The 16,769-nt window shown below is 34.0% G+C and carries 17 protein-coding genes and 1 tRNA gene; 4 read left to right on the top strand and 14 right to left on the bottom strand.

The window, feature by feature from the left end:
- Nucleotides 1-64: 64 nt before the first annotated feature.
- Complete coding sequence (locus H8911_RS04410) at nucleotides 65-286, bottom strand: DUF3955 domain-containing protein (protein WP_117926847.1); 222 nt, start codon at nucleotides 284-286, stop codon at nucleotides 65-67.
- A gap of 126 nt (nucleotides 287-412) precedes the next feature.
- On the opposite strand from H8911_RS04410, the gene H8911_RS04405 reads away from it, so the two are divergent.
- Nucleotides 413-637 carry a Lar family restriction alleviation protein gene (locus tag H8911_RS04405; RefSeq protein ID WP_117926846.1) on the top strand — a complete coding sequence of 75 codons (225 nt, stop codon included), beginning with the start codon at nucleotides 413-415 and terminating at the stop codon, nucleotides 635-637.
- A gap of 31 nt (nucleotides 638-668) precedes the next feature.
- Here the strand turns inward: H8911_RS04405 and H8911_RS04400 are convergent, their stop codons facing one another.
- From H8911_RS04400 to radC, 12 genes are all read right to left on the bottom strand, one after another.
- Nucleotides 669-2,036, bottom strand: coding sequence for an MATE family efflux transporter (locus H8911_RS04400; RefSeq protein WP_147346774.1), 1,368 nt, complete (start codon nucleotides 2,034-2,036; stop codon nucleotides 669-671).
- Between the two features lie 45 nt (nucleotides 2,037-2,081).
- Entirely contained in the window at nucleotides 2,082-3,350 is a 1,269-nt protein-coding gene (gene murA / locus H8911_RS04395) for a UDP-N-acetylglucosamine 1-carboxyvinyltransferase (protein ID WP_117925065.1), read from the bottom strand.
- 90 nt (nucleotides 3,351-3,440) lie between these two features.
- Complete coding sequence (locus H8911_RS04390; protein WP_186998831.1) at nucleotides 3,441-5,294, bottom strand: alpha/beta hydrolase family protein; 1,854 nt, start codon at nucleotides 5,292-5,294, stop codon at nucleotides 3,441-3,443.
- A gap of 62 nt (nucleotides 5,295-5,356) precedes the next feature.
- Nucleotides 5,357-6,226 carry a class II fructose-1,6-bisphosphate aldolase gene (gene fba, locus H8911_RS04385; RefSeq protein ID WP_117925061.1) on the bottom strand — a complete coding sequence of 290 codons (870 nt, stop codon included), beginning with the start codon at nucleotides 6,224-6,226 and terminating at the stop codon, nucleotides 5,357-5,359.
- 78 nt (nucleotides 6,227-6,304) lie between these two features.
- Nucleotides 6,305-7,207, bottom strand: a complete 903-nt coding sequence (locus H8911_RS04380) for an ATP-binding protein (RefSeq protein WP_117925060.1) — start codon at nucleotides 7,205-7,207, stop codon at nucleotides 6,305-6,307.
- Nucleotides 7,207-8,340 carry a DnaD domain protein gene (locus H8911_RS04375; RefSeq protein ID WP_117925058.1) on the bottom strand — a complete coding sequence of 378 codons (1,134 nt, stop codon included), beginning with the start codon at nucleotides 8,338-8,340 and terminating at the stop codon, nucleotides 7,207-7,209. The genes H8911_RS04380 and H8911_RS04375 overlap by 1 nt, the downstream gene beginning before the upstream one ends.
- Entirely contained in the window at nucleotides 8,330-8,935 is a 606-nt protein-coding gene (gene coaE, locus H8911_RS04370) for a dephospho-CoA kinase (protein WP_186998830.1), read from the bottom strand. Before coaE ends, H8911_RS04375 begins: the two co-directional genes overlap by 11 nt.
- Nucleotides 8,908-9,729: a DNA-formamidopyrimidine glycosylase gene (mutM, locus tag H8911_RS04365; RefSeq protein ID WP_186998829.1), complete on the bottom strand. Its 822-nt coding sequence runs from the start codon at nucleotides 9,727-9,729 to the stop codon at nucleotides 8,908-8,910. The genes coaE and mutM overlap by 28 nt, the downstream gene beginning before the upstream one ends.
- Nucleotides 9,729-12,305, bottom strand: coding sequence for a DNA polymerase I (gene polA / locus H8911_RS04360; protein ID WP_186998828.1), 2,577 nt, complete (start codon nucleotides 12,303-12,305; stop codon nucleotides 9,729-9,731). The genes mutM and polA overlap by 1 nt, the downstream gene beginning before the upstream one ends.
- Nucleotides 12,306-12,364: 59 nt before the next feature.
- Nucleotides 12,365-12,931, bottom strand: a complete 567-nt coding sequence (locus H8911_RS04355) for a hypothetical protein (protein WP_186998827.1) — start codon at nucleotides 12,929-12,931, stop codon at nucleotides 12,365-12,367.
- Nucleotides 12,928-13,764 carry a rod shape-determining protein MreC gene (gene mreC, locus H8911_RS04350; protein WP_186998826.1) on the bottom strand — a complete coding sequence of 279 codons (837 nt, stop codon included), beginning with the start codon at nucleotides 13,762-13,764 and terminating at the stop codon, nucleotides 12,928-12,930. Before mreC ends, H8911_RS04355 begins: the two co-directional genes overlap by 4 nt.
- Before the next feature lie 47 nt (nucleotides 13,765-13,811).
- Nucleotides 13,812-14,486 (bottom strand): RadC family protein, encoded by a 675-nt coding sequence (gene radC / locus H8911_RS04345; protein WP_117925046.1) that lies wholly within the window; start codon nucleotides 14,484-14,486, stop codon nucleotides 13,812-13,814.
- Between the two features lie 104 nt (nucleotides 14,487-14,590).
- Here radC and H8911_RS04340 point away from each other — a divergent pair.
- Both H8911_RS04340 and traF read left to right on the top strand, forming a co-directional pair.
- A tRNA-His gene (locus H8911_RS04340) sits at nucleotides 14,591-14,667 on the top strand.
- A gap of 72 nt (nucleotides 14,668-14,739) precedes the next feature.
- Nucleotides 14,740-15,309: a conjugal transfer protein TraF gene (traF, locus tag H8911_RS04335; protein ID WP_186998825.1), complete on the top strand. Its 570-nt coding sequence runs from the start codon at nucleotides 14,740-14,742 to the stop codon at nucleotides 15,307-15,309.
- An 8-nt stretch (nucleotides 15,310-15,317) separates the two neighbouring features.
- On the opposite strand, the gene H8911_RS04330 is transcribed toward traF, so the two are convergent.
- Nucleotides 15,318-16,172 carry a DUF1848 domain-containing protein gene (locus H8911_RS04330; RefSeq protein WP_186998824.1) on the bottom strand — a complete coding sequence of 285 codons (855 nt, stop codon included), beginning with the start codon at nucleotides 16,170-16,172 and terminating at the stop codon, nucleotides 15,318-15,320.
- A 281-nt stretch (nucleotides 16,173-16,453) separates the two neighbouring features.
- Between H8911_RS04330 and H8911_RS04325 the strand changes: the two genes are divergently transcribed.
- Nucleotides 16,454-16,769 (top strand): DUF6431 domain-containing protein (locus H8911_RS04325; RefSeq protein ID WP_255466286.1); only part of this gene is annotated, 316 nt, incomplete at its 3' end.

The following is a 16,769-nucleotide window of genomic DNA, read 5'->3' as shown; positions in this document are numbered from 1 at the left end:
TTTTCTTATTCTTCATACTATTATTGTATTAAGAAAATGAAATTATCACAAAAAAAGGATGAATTCATTTATTCATCCTGCAACTAATCCATATTACAATCCATATGCACATTCCGACAACCATGAAACTAAATCCAATGAGTGCCAAAGCCATTCCTTCATGCTTTAAGCCATCTACTCCTACATATGCGTTTATTTTCCCCTTTAAAAGCAAGAAAACAGTTCCTGCAATCAAAAATAAATTCGCAACAAATGCAGGTGTAAATACACGATCCTTTTGATCCATAATAACATCCCCTTATTGTTACCGATGTATTATATCATTTCATTCCTTTATTAAACCTTAAATTTCTCTTAACTTTCTTAGCATTTGATTGTACAATAGATAAGAATAAAAGAAGGAAGGATTCTTATGCAAAACATTGATGAATTAGTTAATTTACACGAATGCCCTCTATGTGAAGGTGGTTCGATTCTAGAAGAAGAAGGAAACGGATTCTATGCACAATGCATGGATTGTGGCTGCTATACAGTTCATGTTGATTATAAAAACGAAGAAGATCGTTTAGAAGCTGCTAAAAGAGCCGCTGAATTATTTAATACAGGTAAAGTATTAAAATCAAATCCTGGTGAATAAGGAAATGAGTGGAATTTTCCACTCAATTTTTTTATTTAACTGAATTTTGATCTAACCACTTACCTCGAACCATACGGATCAAGAATATAATACCTCTAAATACCAGTTCGAAAGTCATTGTAGCCCATACACCAATAACACCATATCGCTTTGTGAAAATAATAATTGGTAAAACACGCATTCCCCACATGCTCAACGCATTTAGAATAAAAGGACGTTTACTATCTCCAGCCCCACGTAATGCCCCCATTACTACAATACTAATCGCAAATAATGGTTCAGAAAAAGAAACAATTCTTAAGCACTCACTAGCTCCATCAATAACTCCTTGACTATTCGTTAGTGTTGAAGCCAAAAATGGGGCAAACACAAACATGATAACACTCATAAATATCACTAGAACAAAAGATAATAAGGTTGTTAAATACGCAAATCGTTTTGCCATATCCTTTCGATTGGCCCCAATACTTTGTCCAACCAATGTAGTTGCAGCACCACCAATTCCATAAGCTGGCAAATAACATAATCCTTCTGCTGAAACAGCCACATAATTAATAGCCACACTGATTGCACCCATTCCTGAAACGACACCCGTCATCACAACTTGAGCTAAGGATAGTGTCACTCTTTCAAGACCTGCTGGAATTGAAAGATTCACTACATTCTTCAAGATATCTTTATCAAATTTCCACGATTCATCACCTAGAAGTCGTAATGATTTTTCCTTTTTGACTACAATATACATTAAGATAAAGCCTACAACCAATTGCGCCATTCCCGTTCCTAGTGCAGCTCCGGCAACGCCTAAATTTAGTATATAAATAAAGAAATAGTTAAAAATAACATCAAATACACACATTGAAATATTCATAAGACTTGGAAGCACGGCATTCCCTGAACATCTTAACATTCCTGAATGTAACATCGCCATCATATTAAATGGAACAAAAGCACCTACTATTGCCAAATATAAAGTGGCATCTCTACAAATTGATGGGTCTGCCCCCAATAATTTTGGCAAATAAAAACTGGATGCTACCACAACCAATGCCATACATAAACCAAAGATGATATTAAAGAGAATCGACTGACATACTACCTGTCTTGCCAATTTATTTTTACCAGCCCCTAAATATTGAGCTACCTGCACTGAAAAACCTAATACCGCAGCTGTACAAATTCCTCCAAAAAGCCATGTTGTACTAGCAACAACACCAATGGCTGCCGTAGCCTTATAACCTAGTGATCCAACCATAGCTGTATCAATATAACTCATGGCCGTTCCAACTAATTGTTCTAATATTGCAGGTACAGATAATAAAATGACGATTTTTAATTGATCTTTGAATTCTATTTTTTTATTTTCGCGCATCTGCGCCGTTATTTCCATCATGTTCATAAGATGATTATACAAAGAAAAAAGATGTATGTCACCATACACCTTTTAATCTTCTACCTCTTCACGCCACATTTTGGCTCCTAAATGAGCTAACTTTCCGTCCAAGTTATCATAACCACGATCAATATGATAAATATCATGGATTTCTGTCACACCATCAGCCATTAAAGCTGCGATGACAAGTCCAGCACCACAACGAAGATCTGTTGCAGTTACTTTAGAACCATGTAACTTTGTCTTTCCGTTGATAAACGCACTTGGTGTGTGTACATCAATGTCAGCACCCATCTTATTTAACTCTGCACAATGTTTGAAACGTTCTGTATAAATTGTTTCTGTTACTACAGATTGGCCTTCACATTGTGTTAATAATACAGTAAATGGTTGTTGAACATCTGTGGCAAAGCCTGGATATGGTTTTGTCAAGATTTCTGTACGTTTCAAAGGTTTATCTGTTTTAAATACATGAATAAAATCCGAACCAACTTCCATATTGATTCCCACTTCTTGAAGTTTCATAACAATGGCTTCCAAGTGTTGAGGAATAATATTTTCGATGCGCATGTCATTGGCTATAGCAGCTGCCATAATCACATAAGTTGCTGCTTCAATACGATCTGGAATGATTTCATGAATACAGCCTTTTAAATATTCAACACCATCAATCACAAGAGTACTTGTCCCCATACCATGAATTCTAGCACCCATTTTATTTAATAATGTTGCGATATCAATAATTTCAGGCTCACGCGCGGCATTTTCAATAACCGTTCTACCTTTTGCGTAAACAGCTGCCATCATAATGTTGATTGTAGCTCCTACACTCGAAATATCTAAGAAAATATTTGTTCCTTTTAATTCTTTCGCATCCAATATATAACATCCATTTTCATATTGAATATTTGCACCCAAAGCCTCAAACCCTTTTAAGTGCAAATCAATAGGTCTAGGACCCAAGTAACATCCACCAGGCATCTTAATTTCTGCATGACCAAATTTTCCTAACAAAGCTCCCATAAAGTAGTAGCTTGCTCTTAATTTTGAAACAGCCTTAGATACCATAGGAATATTTTCCATATGAGTAGGATCTATATATAATGTTTCTTCATCTCGTTTTTCAACATAAACACCAAGTTCATTTAATAAAACGATCAAAGACTGTACATCTGAAATATTAGGTACACCATAAATTGTAACCGGCTCATTTCCTAAAACACATGCTGGAATTAAAGCCACAGTCGCATTCTTTGAACCACTAATACGTACTGTTCCATTTAAATCATGTCCACCTTCAATTTTAATGACTTTTTCCATTCATTTTCCCCCATTTCAAGGTAATGCCTATCTATTATAGCCTATTCAATCCGGATAATCTAGAAAAATATTGTAAATTCCAAAAGCCATCTATTTTAAATGTTTTTCCATCCAATTTGTGATTTCATTTAAACGACGCAAACGATGTTGAGGAAGTCCCGTACGTGATAAATCATGATTTTCACCATGGAACAAGCACATGCGAGCTTCAATATTCTGATCTAATAAAGCATTCAACATTTGTAGGCCTTCACAAAGTGGACAACGATAATCTTCATCAGAGTGAATAAACAATGTTGGTGTTTTCACATTACGTGCATATTTCAATGGTGAATGCCACCACAATTTTTCTGGATTTTCATCATATGTAGCAGATTGTTGATCTTGTGCAAAGTATGGTCCAATATCACTTGTCTGAGAGAATGAGATCCAGTTGGCAATACTTCTTTGACTAGCAGCACACGCAAAACGATCCGTATGACCAATGATCCAGTTTGTCATAAATCCGCCATAGCTTCCTCCAGTTACACCAACTCTGCTTGAATCAATTTGAGGATATGTTTCTAAGACTTTATCTGTAAACTGCATCAATTCGTCATAATCAATCGTACCATATTTTCCACGAATGTCCATAAACTCGTTGCCACGTCCATCTGAACCATGAATATTACAGAAGAATACAAAGTATCCCTTACTTGCCCACACTTGCATTTCATGATAGAACACTTTTCCATATACTGTTTTAGGTCCACCATGAATATCTAAAATAGCCGGATATTTTTTTGTTTCATCATAATCTTTAGGCAATAATACCCATCCTGTTAAATCTTCACTAAAATTAACTTCTACAGGATCTGCCACATATGTATCTTCCATTTTATTAAAATCAGATAATTGAACGGCTTTACCATCTACAACTTTATACAATTGTTGAAGACTTGCCACATCAGCTCCAATAAAATATAATGTGTCATCTTCAAATGCGAAAGATTGAATTGTTCCTGGCCATTCAAATACAAGTTCAATAGTTCCATTTTCTAATTTATACAAATTATTGTGATCATAGATTGTAGAAACAAAATATAACGCATCTTTATTTACTAGAGTCGCATTACCTGCAACTAAAGCACAATCTGTACCTACACTGTTTCCAACACATTCTTGCCAATCAGCAATTAAATTAAAGTCTTGATCAAAGAATTTTGGATTCTCATTCAAACCATATTTTTCATGTGTGCTTGCGATAAGAACCAATTTACCATCCACAAAATCAAAACTTTGAATACTTCTTTCCTTAGCATCTACAACTGTACTTACAGACCCATCATATTTATAAAGATTTTCATATAAAGCTTGTTTTCTTGTCCAATTTTGTCCTGTATAATACAAAGCACCATCATGAATCTTTGCGTTTGACACATCAAAAGTACCTTCTGTAACACAAACAAGTTCTTTTGTGTCTAAATCATATGTATATAAATGTGTACGATGTTTATTGGTGATTCCCTGACCATTCATATAGAAAGGAATCTCATCAAACACTTCATAATCACTTTCTTCTTCAACAAGTTTTTCTTTAGTCATCAAAACCAAAGTATTCTCGTTTAAATATCCCAAAACATTCATTCCTGGTTTATCAAAGCGAGCAATTTCTTTGGCTTCTCCACCATTTAATGATAAACGATATAAAGAAGTAGATTTTTCAATATTTTTACGATTTCCACAGAATAGAACCGAATTTTCATTTTCGATATAAAACCCTGCTTCTTTTCCAAAAGAAGTTAAATCATATACTTTATCGTCCTTTACGCATTTTAAAGTATATTCATAAGCATTTTCTTTTTCTGCTACTACTCCATCAACAAAAACTTTTACTTCATCTTTCACTTTTAAATTTCCATAAAAGTGATAAGACAATAAATCATTAATTTCAACTGACTTCATGTATTTTCCCTCCAAATTATGCAAAAAGCAGGCTTAAAGCCTGCTTTATTTAAAAACTTTAATTATTCAGCTTTTCCAGCAGAACCAAAGAAGTTTTCCATCATTTCTTTACATAATGCTGTGATTGCATCAGCACCTGGTTTTAATAATTTACGTGGATCGTATCCTTTTCCTTCTTGGTCTTTTCCAGCTTCGATGTATTTACGAGTTGCTTCAGCAAATACTAACTGACATTCAGTATTAACGTTAACTTTAGAAACACCTAATGTGATAGCTTTTTGAACTTGTTCACGAGGAATTCCTGAACCACCGTGTAATACTAATGGTTTTCCGTTTGTTGCGTTTTGGATTTCTCCTAAACGATCAAAGTTTAATCCAGCCCAGTTTGCAGGATATTTACCGTGGATATTTCCGATACCAGCTGCTAAGAAGTCTACACCTAAGTCAGCGATAGTTTTACATTCTTCAGGGTCAGCTAATTCACCAGCAGATACGACACCGTCTTCTTCTCCACCGATTCCACCAACTTCACATTCAATTGATAATCCTTTTGAGTGTGCTAAGGCGATCATTTCTTTTGATTTTTCTAAGTTTTCTTCAAATGCATAGTGAGAACCATCGAACATTACAGAAGTAAATCCTGCTTCGATAGCAGCTTTTGCACCTTCATATGAACCGTGGTCCAAGTGTAAAGCTACAGGAACTGTAATTCCCATTGCATCGTGGATTTCTTTTACCATAGCAGCAACTGTTTTGAAACCACACATGTATTTAGCAGCACCTTCAGATACTCCTAACATAACTGGTGATTTAGCTTCTTCAGCAGCAGCTAAGATAGCTTTTGTCCATTCCAAGTTATTGATGTTGAAAGCACCAATCGCATAGTGCCCTTCGTGAGCTTTGTTGATCATTTCAGTAGCAGATACTAACATTACTCTATTCCTCCTTTAAACATTTCTGTCATAACTATTCTACTCCATAACGCCTAATTTGAAAAGTGAAATTATTAACTAACGACGTGATTTTCCGGATAATTCAACAGGTTTGGACAAAGTACGAATTCTTTCTAGAATTCTTAGACTCGCAATTGTATTATTCGGTTTATTCACAAGACGATACTGCTGTTCTAATTCTTCCATTGAATAATTTGATGTAAAGTATGTTTTCATTCCTTTATTCATACGCTCATCTAAAACAGGAAGTAAGATTTCATCTCGCGTCCATTGCGTAATACTTTCAGCTCCAATATCATCTAAAACCAAAACATCACTGTAGCGTAAATGGTTCATCACTCTTTGACGATATTCATTATCTGTCATAAACTGTTTCAATTCCTGAATTAATAATGGAACCTGTACAAAAGAAACACTCTTATTATTTTTGGCATAGTAATTACAGATTCCTTTCATTAAATAAGACTTTCCAGTCCCTGGATTTCCATATAAATACACACCTTGATTTAGTGGTATACTACTCACACTTTGGGTATAAGCTGTCATATAATCTTTTTCTTTGGCAGCACTTAAAAAGCAGGCATCATTTAAATCGATTAAATAATCATTTAAAGACATATGAGAAAAGCGAAATTTACTTTGATGAGCCAATTGCTGATCTCTTTTTTGTTCATACTGACAAGAAGCATAATATTCATTCAAGAAACCAGAATCGTCAATTTTTAATTTTGTAGCTTTACCACGAATCTTCTGTACACAATAATCCAATCCTTTACAGTTTCTACATGCGCTCACACTCTTGATCCACTGCAACAAAACGCCACTATTTTCTTCTACAAAAGATGCATCTAAATGATTCTGTTCAAGAAATATTTGAATCCATTCATTCTCTTTTAAACGAGCAATATTCTTTTGTCTTTCCATCATTTGCTCTTCTGAAAGTTTAATATTTAAATTCACTACAACTTACCTTCTTTCAACATCTTTTGAAGTTCTAACATCTCCTGTTGGATTTGCGTATCTGATTTTTCTTCCTTTTGCGTATAGAACTTCTCATCAAGTACAACCTTTTCTTCTTTTTTCTCTCTTTTATTTTCTGTTGGCGCTTGGTTGATAATTTCCAATGCTTTCTTCCTAGAATCCACGCCCAGGCGAACCCAGCTTGCCGCAACTTTTTCTACGTAATTTCGAGAAAATTGTTGATGTGTTTGATGTAAAGTATATTCAATCAAAGTATTCACAACTTCAACTGAAAGCTGGAATTGTGTGCATAAACGTTCAATCAATGCCTGATCCGATTTCACAACAGGAATACCATTTTGTTTATTCTGCAAAAATTTAACAGGTGGCATCTGATATGGATCTTTACTTGTTTCCATAACCTTACGATTACGCATAACCATCTCTTTTAATTTGTCCAAATCAAATACATGTGTTGAAGGATTAATACTTCTTTGCACGTATCTACGCATATCTTTGGCATCAATTCCATATATTTGTGCCATCTGTGCAATACGATCTAAATTTTCATTAGTTCGATAACGTACCGGAAAAACACGATCCATCCCTTTGAAGAGTGTTGCAAAATCAAAATTATATTTTTGGTTGATTGTCGGTTTCACCTTTTCGTACGCAATCTCTTTAGACTCGTTCCACGAATCTAAAATTGAAACATCCAAAGAACTTTCTACTTTGGTATATACAGAAGAAATCGTCTTATCTTTATGAAGCATTGCCTTTATTTTATCAAAACACTTTGATCCTACACTTGCCAAATACAATCTTGAATACGTATCGTGACATAAAAATTTATCTGGTAATAATGGAGCATACAATAAAATCAACATGTCATCTTCATGAACATAGGTTTCAATTAAATGATATTGCTCTAAATAATTTCGTGCCTTATCAAATTGTGAAGCATTTATATTCAACAGTAAATATACGTCTTCTAATTCAACAGAATTTTGAATAGAACCTAAAAATTCATATAGACAAATTGAACTTTTCCCCATCAAAGGACCATACAACAAATGCAAAGATTGTCTTTGTTCAACAGATAAATGTTCTATGCAACGCACTTCAATCGCCATGTACCTTCTCCTCTTTTAATGCTTCTTCTATTTGTTTATGCAACTGTTCTACCGTACTATTATTTTGCAGTACAATATCACTTTTTGCCATCTTCTCTTCCGGATTCATCTGTGATACAAGTCTTGCCAAAGCTTGTTCCCTAGTAAAATTGCGATAGGTTTGTAGGCGCGATAAGGCTACATCTAAATCAGCCACAACGCACCATATTGAGTCAAAATGATCTTGTGCAGAAATCTCAAATAAAATTGGCATTTCCACAAAGACAATCGAACTCTCTTGTTCATAAATCCATTTATGCATCTGTTCAAAAATCAAAGGATGCAAGATGGCTTCCACTTGTTTTCTATGTTCTGCCTTAGAAAACATATATGAAGCTAAACTTTCCTTAATGATTTGTCCATTTGAATCCAATTCAACAATACGCAAATCATTTAATTTCTGATAACCCAAATTTCCCTTTTTTAATAAATCCGCATTAACCTGATCGCAATCTAAAACAGGATATTTTTTTCTTAAATATCGAGAAATCTCACTCTTTCCTGAACCCATAGATCCAGTGATTCCTATTACTTTCTTTTTTGACAATTTGGACATAGATAAGTCCCCCTTTGTGATACAGTTAATTTTTTAATAGCATGATGACACACTTTACATTGTGTTTGATCATGTACATTCAAATAGAGTTGAAAACGTCCCGTTACCCCTAAACTTGAGGTATAAGAACGAATGGTTGTTCCGCCAAAACGTGTAGCTCCCTGCAAGATTCGCTTTGTCTGAAAAACTATTTTCTCACAATCTTTCTTTGAAAGCTTTGAGGCACGGCTTCTTGGATCTAATCCTGAGGCAAAACATATCTCATCCGCATAAATATTTCCAACACCTGCCATAATCGATTGATCTAACAGGCAGGATTTCAAATTTCGTTTTAACGAATGAACACAGGTATAGAAATACATTCCATTCACTCTTTCATCCATATAATCATATCCAACATTTTTAAAACAAGGATATGCATGAATATCTTCTTTTTTAGAATACAAATACATTCTTCCAAATTTTCTTGTATCATGATACGACATATAGGTTCCACTATTTAATTTAAACACTATATGAATATGTTTATTCTCACAAAGCATATTATAAAGATAAAATTTACCTTCCATTCTTAAGTGAACAACTAGATCATAGTCATCCAGACCAAAAATCAAATATTTTCCAAGTCGATTAAATGAATGGAATGTTTGCCCAATTAATTGATTTTTAAAAGTTTCTACTTCTACATTATCAATAATCTTAGGATAATATATCAATACATCTTCAATTGAAACATCTTTAATTTGTGTTTCCAACGTACTTAATACGGTTTGTACTTCTGGTGCTTCCGGCATTATTTTGCCTCATACCATGACTTTCCAACACTAATACTTGCCTTTAATGGAACCTTTAATTCCATTGCACTTTCCATTGTTTCTTTAACAAGTTTTTGCATCAAGTCCAATTCTTCATCTGGCACCAAGAAAATCAATTCATCATGGATTTGAAGAAGCATTTTTGATTTTACATTAGCATCCTTTAAAGCTTGATCCATTTTCAACATCGCAATCTTGATCAAATCGGCTGCACTACCTTGAATTGGTGCATTCATGGCAGCTCGCTTACCGAATTCTCGTGTCATAAAATTCTTATCGTTGATTTCAGGAATCTCTCTTCTTCTGTGGAATAATGTTTCGACATATCCATGTTCTTTACAGAAATCAATCAATTGATTCATATATTCGTGAATCTGAGGATAACTTTCAAAGTACATCTTCATAAATTCACCCGCTTCTTTTCGTGTGATATTTAATTGTGAAGATAAACCAAATTCAGTTTGTCCATATACAATACCAAAGTTAACTGTCTTGGCAATTCTTCTTTTATGTTCATCTACCTCTTCTGGTGAACACCCAAAAATTAAAGTTGCCGTTTTTGTATGAATATCCAAACCCTCATTAAACGCTTTTATCATGTGATCCTCATTGGCCATATGTGCCAACATTCTTAATTCAATCTGCGAATAATCAGCAGACAATAAGTGATAGCCATCTTCGGCGACAAACGCCTTACGAATTTCTTTACCTAACTCATCTCGAATACTAATATTTTGTAAGTTTGGTTCACTACTTGAAAGTCTTCCAGTTTGTGTCATTGTCTGATTAAAAGAAGTATGAATCTTTTGATCCGAACGAATATGTTTTTTCAAGCCATCAATATATGTACTGGATACCTTCGCAATTTTTCGATACTCAAGAATATCATCAATGATTGGATGTTTTCCACGAAGCTTCTCTAATACATCTGCGGATGTTGAACGTTTTTTTCCACCTGAACTTAAATTCAACTCATCAAATAAGACATTCGCCAATTGTTTTGGTGAATTGATATTAAAAATCATACCTGCATGTGAGTAGATTTTTTGAGCAAGAGCATCCAATTTCTCGTTTAATGAAGCTCCATACTCATCTAAAAAACTTTCTTGAATCGAAATACCTTCTTGTTCCATTGAAAACAAGACATGTGTTAATGGCATTTCAATATCTTCATATAAAGACAATACATTTTCTTCTTTTAAAGAAGCACGAAGCTTATCCTTTTTTTCATATAGTTGCTGAGTCAAGCTATGATAGATTGCCTTTTCTCTTTCCAAACTATAAGCAGGAGACTCTTTTGTCTTCTTAGATACATCATGGAAAGATTCTGGAAGGTGAATTTGAAGTGCTTCTAAGACTGCATCACTATCTGTTGCGGTAGAATTCAATAAGAATCCAGCAATATGCAAGTCATTACTAAAAGTATTCCATTTAAATCCATAGCGATCTAATAGATGCATCATTTCCTTTGTATCCCATGTACTCATTTCTTTTGTTTCCAACAATGTTTTAAAATTTGTATCCTCTAATGCGTTTTCTACTGAAATATAATAAACAGTTTTATCTTTTGGAATCATAAAACCATACAATTTTTGATCTAAATAAGGCTCTTGAGTACATACTGGCATAACCATAACGTCATCCATATTTTCAAATTCAAAATGGTCCACTTCTTTTAAAGGCCATTTTTCCTCTTTAGTCTGTTTAGTACGATTTACCAATGATCGCATTTCATATTTCTCATAGAATGCATTCACATTATCTTGAATTCCTGTAAACTCACAATCGCATAATTCAAATGGCAATTCCATCTTTGTATAAATAGTAGCCAATTCTAAAGACATGAAGGCATTATCTTTATCTTTTTCTAGCTTTTCTTTTAATTTCCCTTTTACCTCATCAATATGAGCATAAACATTTTTTACAGTGGAATATTGATTCAATAAACGCAAGGCTGTCTTTTCACCAACACCGGTTACGCCTGGAATATTATCGGCTGTATCACCCATTAATCCTTTCATATCAATAACTTGACTTGGAGTAATTCCATACGTATCCATTAAATTTTGTTCGTCCATTAGATCCATTTCACTTAAGCCCTTTTTCATCAAAAGAACATGTGTACTTGAATCAATCAACTGTAATAAATCACGATCACTAGTCAGAATTGTAGTTTGAACATCTTTGCAGCATTTGGCCATACTTCCAATAATGTCATCAGCTTCATAGCCTTCTTGTTCATAACGTTTGATTCCAGCCGCATCCAAGTATTCTCTAACAATTGGAAATTGTACAATCAATTCTTCATCCAATGGTTTTCGTGTTCCTTTATACGCTTCAAATTGTTTGTGCCTAAACGTAGGTTTTCCTGCATCCCAAGCCACTAAAATCTTATCTGGTTCAATAATATCAATTGCCTTGTTCAACATCATCACAAAGCCATAAACCGCATTGGTTGGAATGCCATTGGATGTAGTCATTCTATGTGTATATAACGTTGCATAATATGCACGAAACAGCATGGAGTTTCCATCTAATAATAATAGTTTTTTCATACGCGTACCTCTTTTCTTCTATTTTAACATATATGAAAAGAAGGAAACGAATCCCTGACTCATTTCCTTCGAATATTTTGCATTTTCAACTTTTCCATCCGCTTAAATCGAATATCTTTGATTGTCGCATATCGCATGAATACTGTAATAATATAGATCAACACGAATATAGCCACACCATTAAAAATCAAAGTCAAAGCTTCAATGTGAATAAACCATTTCACAAAGCTCATTGTGAGATATCCGAAGATCTTTGCGCCAAAAAAACAAATTAAATCATTCGCAAACATCATTAGGAATACAATACCGAATTGTACCCAGTGATCTTGATCCATCGCTTCTTGAAAAAAGCCAATAGCCCAGCCAAACAATCCAAACAAAAGCATCTTAACAAGCCAGTCTGAAGTAAAAAACATTCCCACACAAAGGCCACATAAACAAGCATATAGAAACCGATTTAAACTTCTTTCATGAAACACTACTAATAGACATCCACAAAAACATAGATGGCTAACTAAAGATAGTGAGGAATATGTAAAATCAACGCCAAACAAAGAAGCAATCAATTGATCTAACATCGCTAAAATGGCTAAGAAAATAAATGAATAACGTTCCTTATTTATCATTTACTCTCCTCTTTTCCAATCACAAGACAATAGTCAAAACTTTTCATATTGGATACAGGTGATACATAGACAGTTGAAATAATGGAGTCATCATTTAAAGATACATCTTTTACTTCACCTATCAAAATTCCACTCGGATAGTTTCCACCTTTACCACTTGTCGCAACTTTTTGTCCTTTTGTGACAATCGCATCATTGTCAAACAAAGATACTCGATATGCCTTTTTTTCTGTATCATACGATTGTAAAACACCTTCTACACTTGTACCATCTTCCAAAGACATCTTTATCGCAATATCATTACTTAAATGCTGGCTTGTCAACAATTGTACAGCGCTCGTCATTGTTTGAACACTTTCTACCAAGCCAATGGCACCATCACTTGTTGCCACAAGCATATTCTTTTCTACCCCTTGTTTTTTGCCAGCTGAAATTGTCACTGTCTGCAACCACGAATCACTTGAACGTTCTAAAACAGATACACTAATTGTTTTAGCATCTCCAAATCCGCCTTTCATTTCAAGCAACCCTTCAAGTTGTTTATTTTTATTTCTTTCATCTTCATATGCCGTCTGATAATTCTTTTGTTCTGCCAATTGTTTTGACAAATATTCATTATCATCATAAGCATGCCAAAGATTCGCAAAATCATTAACTGCATTTCCGATTGAAGACAACGGATATTGAATTAATCCATATTTTAAGTATGTCCATGCACTATATCCAATATTCGTGATGGAGTTTTGTCTTAAGCCAAACATTGCACATGCTAGTATACATAAAACGACAATTGTCGTAAGTAATCTTTTTTGAATTCGAGTAAATTTACGCATAATATCCCCCAAACTAACTTATATTATAGCGATAAAGCCTCCTTCTTTCAATCGAGATATTTATGCTCTTTAAATGAATAATATTGATTTTGTCCTACAATAATATGATCAATTAAATTCACTCCCATTGTCATTGCGACATGAACCATTTTATAGGTTACCTCAAAATCTGCTTTGGATGGTGTACAATCACCAGAAGGATGATTATGGGCAAGTAAAACGGAGTTTGCGTTTTGAAGAAAAGCCTCTTTAAACACTTCTCTAGGATGTACTACACTTTCATTCAAAGTTCCCTTAAACAAAACACGATGAGAAATGAGTTTACTTTTTGTATCTAAATACAGAGCAATAAAACATTCTTGTGGCATAGAGCCATACTCAAATTCAAACCATTCAATCACATCTTCAGGTCTCATAATGGAGGCATGATACACCTTTGATCTAATGACACGTTTACTGAGTTCCACACTTGCCAGAAGCTGTAAAGCTTTAACTTCTCGTATTCCTTGAATCTGCATCAGTGTATTTACATGCATTGACATTAATTTTGATAAACCTTCACTTTCTTTCAATACATCGGATGCAATTTCGAATACAGAACGATTTTTATTCCCGCTTTGAAGAATCAAGGCAACCAACTCTAAATCGCTCAAGGATTCTAAGCCATAGCGTAGCGCTTTTTCTCGTGGGCGCTGTTCCACTTCCATCTCTTTTACCTTCATATACTCTTATACGAAAAAAAATACACTTTTTTTAATTTATTTTGTTTTTTTACTTGCAAAGTACAGAATCACATGGTATATTATTTAAGCGTCAAGCAAACATGGCGGTTGTGGTGAAGTTGGTTAACACAGCGGATTGTGGCTCCGTCACTCGCGCGTTCGAATCGCGTCAGCCGCCCCACTAAGATTTTTAAGCTTCGAGAAATCGGAGCTTTTTCTTTACTTTTTTTTGAATTGTTTGTATATTAGGGACATGAAAAAATTATTATTGATTCTTTTAAGTTTAACGCTATGTGCCTGTCAGTCGCAGACAAAATACACAGCTTCATCTTCAAAAAAAGCTTGTGATGTCACAAGCGAAGAAGAAACGTGTAATTCAAAAGATGATACAAAGACAACATTCAATGAAATCAGCTTTGATGAAGCCATTCAATATTTCACGCAAGAAAAATCGGGTGTTTTATATTTCGAATTTTCAAGTTGTCCTTGGTGCAAAGAAGCTAAACCCATTTTAAAGAAAGTCGCAAAAGACAATGGAATCGACATCCAATATGTAAAAGTAAGAGACGAAGAAAAGAATCGTCTTTATACAGATGAGCAAAAAGCGATTATTGAACCATATATCCAAGATTATATGTCAAATAACGATGAAGGTATTCTAACCTTATATGTTCCTCTAGTGTTGGTTGTAAAGAATGGAAAAGCCATTGATGGACATGAAGGAACATTAGAAAGTCATGATGCGACCGAAAGAAAAATGACAGATGACGAAAAAAAAGAATTAACACAAATCTATACAAAATTAATGGGTGAAGCAAAATAGCTTCACTCTTATTTTTTACGTATCTTGATTTGATCATCCAAGCTCAAATGTCCAATCAACAAACTAGAATTTATATCATGCATCTTATAGTTTGACGCAATTTGTCTCGAATCAAAATTGGCGTAACAATATTTGCAGCCATGTAAACAAGAATTATAAGCTCCTATATCCACCATATTTACGCAATGGCAGTCTCTTGCCTTCCACTCTTTAAAGAGCTTGCCAGTTCTTTCAAAGGCATATTTAATGCTGACGCAACAATCGTTTTCATCACCAATATGATATTTATTTTCCATGCAACTCACAACTTTTATATCATTCTTTTCAAAAGCTTCTTTTAATTTAAGATATTCCTCATTAAAGGGTTCATGATAATCCAAATGATTATTTCGAACATTTTTATAATCATCCACAAAAGAGACAATCACTTTAGATACATATCCTTTTAACATTTTACATAATTTATTAAAGGCACGAATATGATAATCAACATTATATTTGGAATTCAAAAGGATTGGATCATATCGCACACATACATTTTCTTTGCCTAAATAGGATGATAGCTTTTTAATACATTCAATGACTTGTTTCTTATCTGGAACATTAGGCTCTATATCTTTAAAGTATCCGGTGATAGTGACTTGTAGTTGAATGGGCACAGGAAATAAATGAATCGCATCTAACAATGGCAATGGATTTTTTGTACAAAATACAATCATATCTACATCAGATACAAAGATACGACTGACAAGTTTTGGATTAAAAGGGTTTCTTACATCAAAATATCCTTCATTCCATCGGTTCACAAACCAATCCATATAATATGCTACAATATCTGTTCTTCCACTCGCATTAATAATCATAGTTTTATTAAACTAAGAAACAAAATAATAGTCAATATAAAGAAAAAAAGTCATCCTAAGATGACTTAAATGAATATATAAAACTGGATAGGGATAAATCAACCTTTAAAAGTCATAGGGATTTTAACTCTGAGAAAGAGATATCCTTTAAACACTTTTAGGGTGAACATTTCCTATCTTTTTGTTACAGTATTCTTAGAAGGGATTGGACGTAAATAAAAAAGGTAGAAATCCTTCACCGACCAAAGTTGCGATTTCTACCCGTCCTCTTAGACAATATTATGATACTGAAAATTACCAACGACTTCAACCTGATTTTGAACAAAGATGATTATCAAGCATTTGTTGCTTCGATTGATCTGCTTTCTTTACATTGTCCTGTTTGTGGTGTCGTTGGTCTTTTTATCTTATATGGACACTACAAAAGATTTGTGATTATTGATGATATTTCCAGTGGTGATTGTAAGATTCAAATTCCTGTTCAGCGTATCCAGTGTACTCAATGTAAATCCACTCATGCCTTGCTTCCAACTAATTTTGTTCCTTATACTCAGTTCACTTATCTTTTCATTTACTATATTGTCACGCTTGATGAGA

The organism is Holdemanella hominis (assembly GCF_014306155.1).
Lineage (GTDB): Bacteria > Bacillota_I > Bacilli_A > Erysipelotrichales > Erysipelotrichaceae > Holdemanella > Holdemanella hominis.
The sequence above is the reverse complement of the archived record's forward strand: the minus strand, read 5'-3'. Positions and strand labels throughout refer to the sequence as shown.

Excerpts from the sequence above, each read along its gene's own strand:
- H8911_RS04410 (WP_117926847.1), bottom strand. The coding sequence starts at position 286 with ATGGATCAAAAGGATCGTGTATTTACACCTGCATTTGTTGCGAATTTA.
- H8911_RS04405 (WP_117926846.1), top strand. The coding sequence starts at position 413 with ATGCAAAACATTGATGAATTAGTTAATTTACACGAATGCCCTCTATGT.
- H8911_RS04400 (WP_147346774.1), bottom strand. The coding sequence starts at position 2,036 with ATGAACATGATGGAAATAACGGCGCAGATGCGCGAAAATAAAAAAATA.
- murA (WP_117925065.1), bottom strand. The coding sequence starts at position 3,350 with ATGGAAAAAGTCATTAAAATTGAAGGTGGACATGATTTAAATGGAACA.
- H8911_RS04390 (WP_186998831.1), bottom strand. The coding sequence starts at position 5,294 with ATGAAGTCAGTTGAAATTAATGATTTATTGTCTTATCACTTTTATGGA.
- fba (WP_117925061.1), bottom strand. The coding sequence starts at position 6,226 with ATGTTAGTATCTGCTACTGAAATGATCAACAAAGCTCACGAAGGGCAC.
- H8911_RS04375 (WP_117925058.1), bottom strand. The coding sequence starts at position 8,340 with ATGGCGATTGAAGTGCGTTGCATAGAACATTTATCTGTTGAACAAAGA.
- coaE (WP_186998830.1), bottom strand. The coding sequence starts at position 8,935 with ATGTCCAAATTGTCAAAAAAGAAAGTAATAGGAATCACTGGATCTATG.
- mutM (WP_186998829.1), bottom strand. The coding sequence starts at position 9,729 with ATGCCGGAAGCACCAGAAGTACAAACCGTATTAAGTACGTTGGAAACA.
- polA (WP_186998828.1), bottom strand. The coding sequence starts at position 12,305 with ATGAAAAAACTATTATTATTAGATGGAAACTCCATGCTGTTTCGTGCA.
- H8911_RS04355 (WP_186998827.1), bottom strand. The coding sequence starts at position 12,931 with ATGATAAATAAGGAACGTTATTCATTTATTTTCTTAGCCATTTTAGCG.
- mreC (WP_186998826.1), bottom strand. The coding sequence starts at position 13,764 with ATGCGTAAATTTACTCGAATTCAAAAAAGATTACTTACGACAATTGTC.
- radC (WP_117925046.1), bottom strand. The coding sequence starts at position 14,486 with ATGAAGGTAAAAGAGATGGAAGTGGAACAGCGCCCACGAGAAAAAGCG.
- traF (WP_186998825.1), top strand. The coding sequence starts at position 14,740 with ATGAAAAAATTATTATTGATTCTTTTAAGTTTAACGCTATGTGCCTGT.
- H8911_RS04330 (WP_186998824.1), bottom strand. The coding sequence starts at position 16,172 with ATGATTATTAATGCGAGTGGAAGAACAGATATTGTAGCATATTATATG.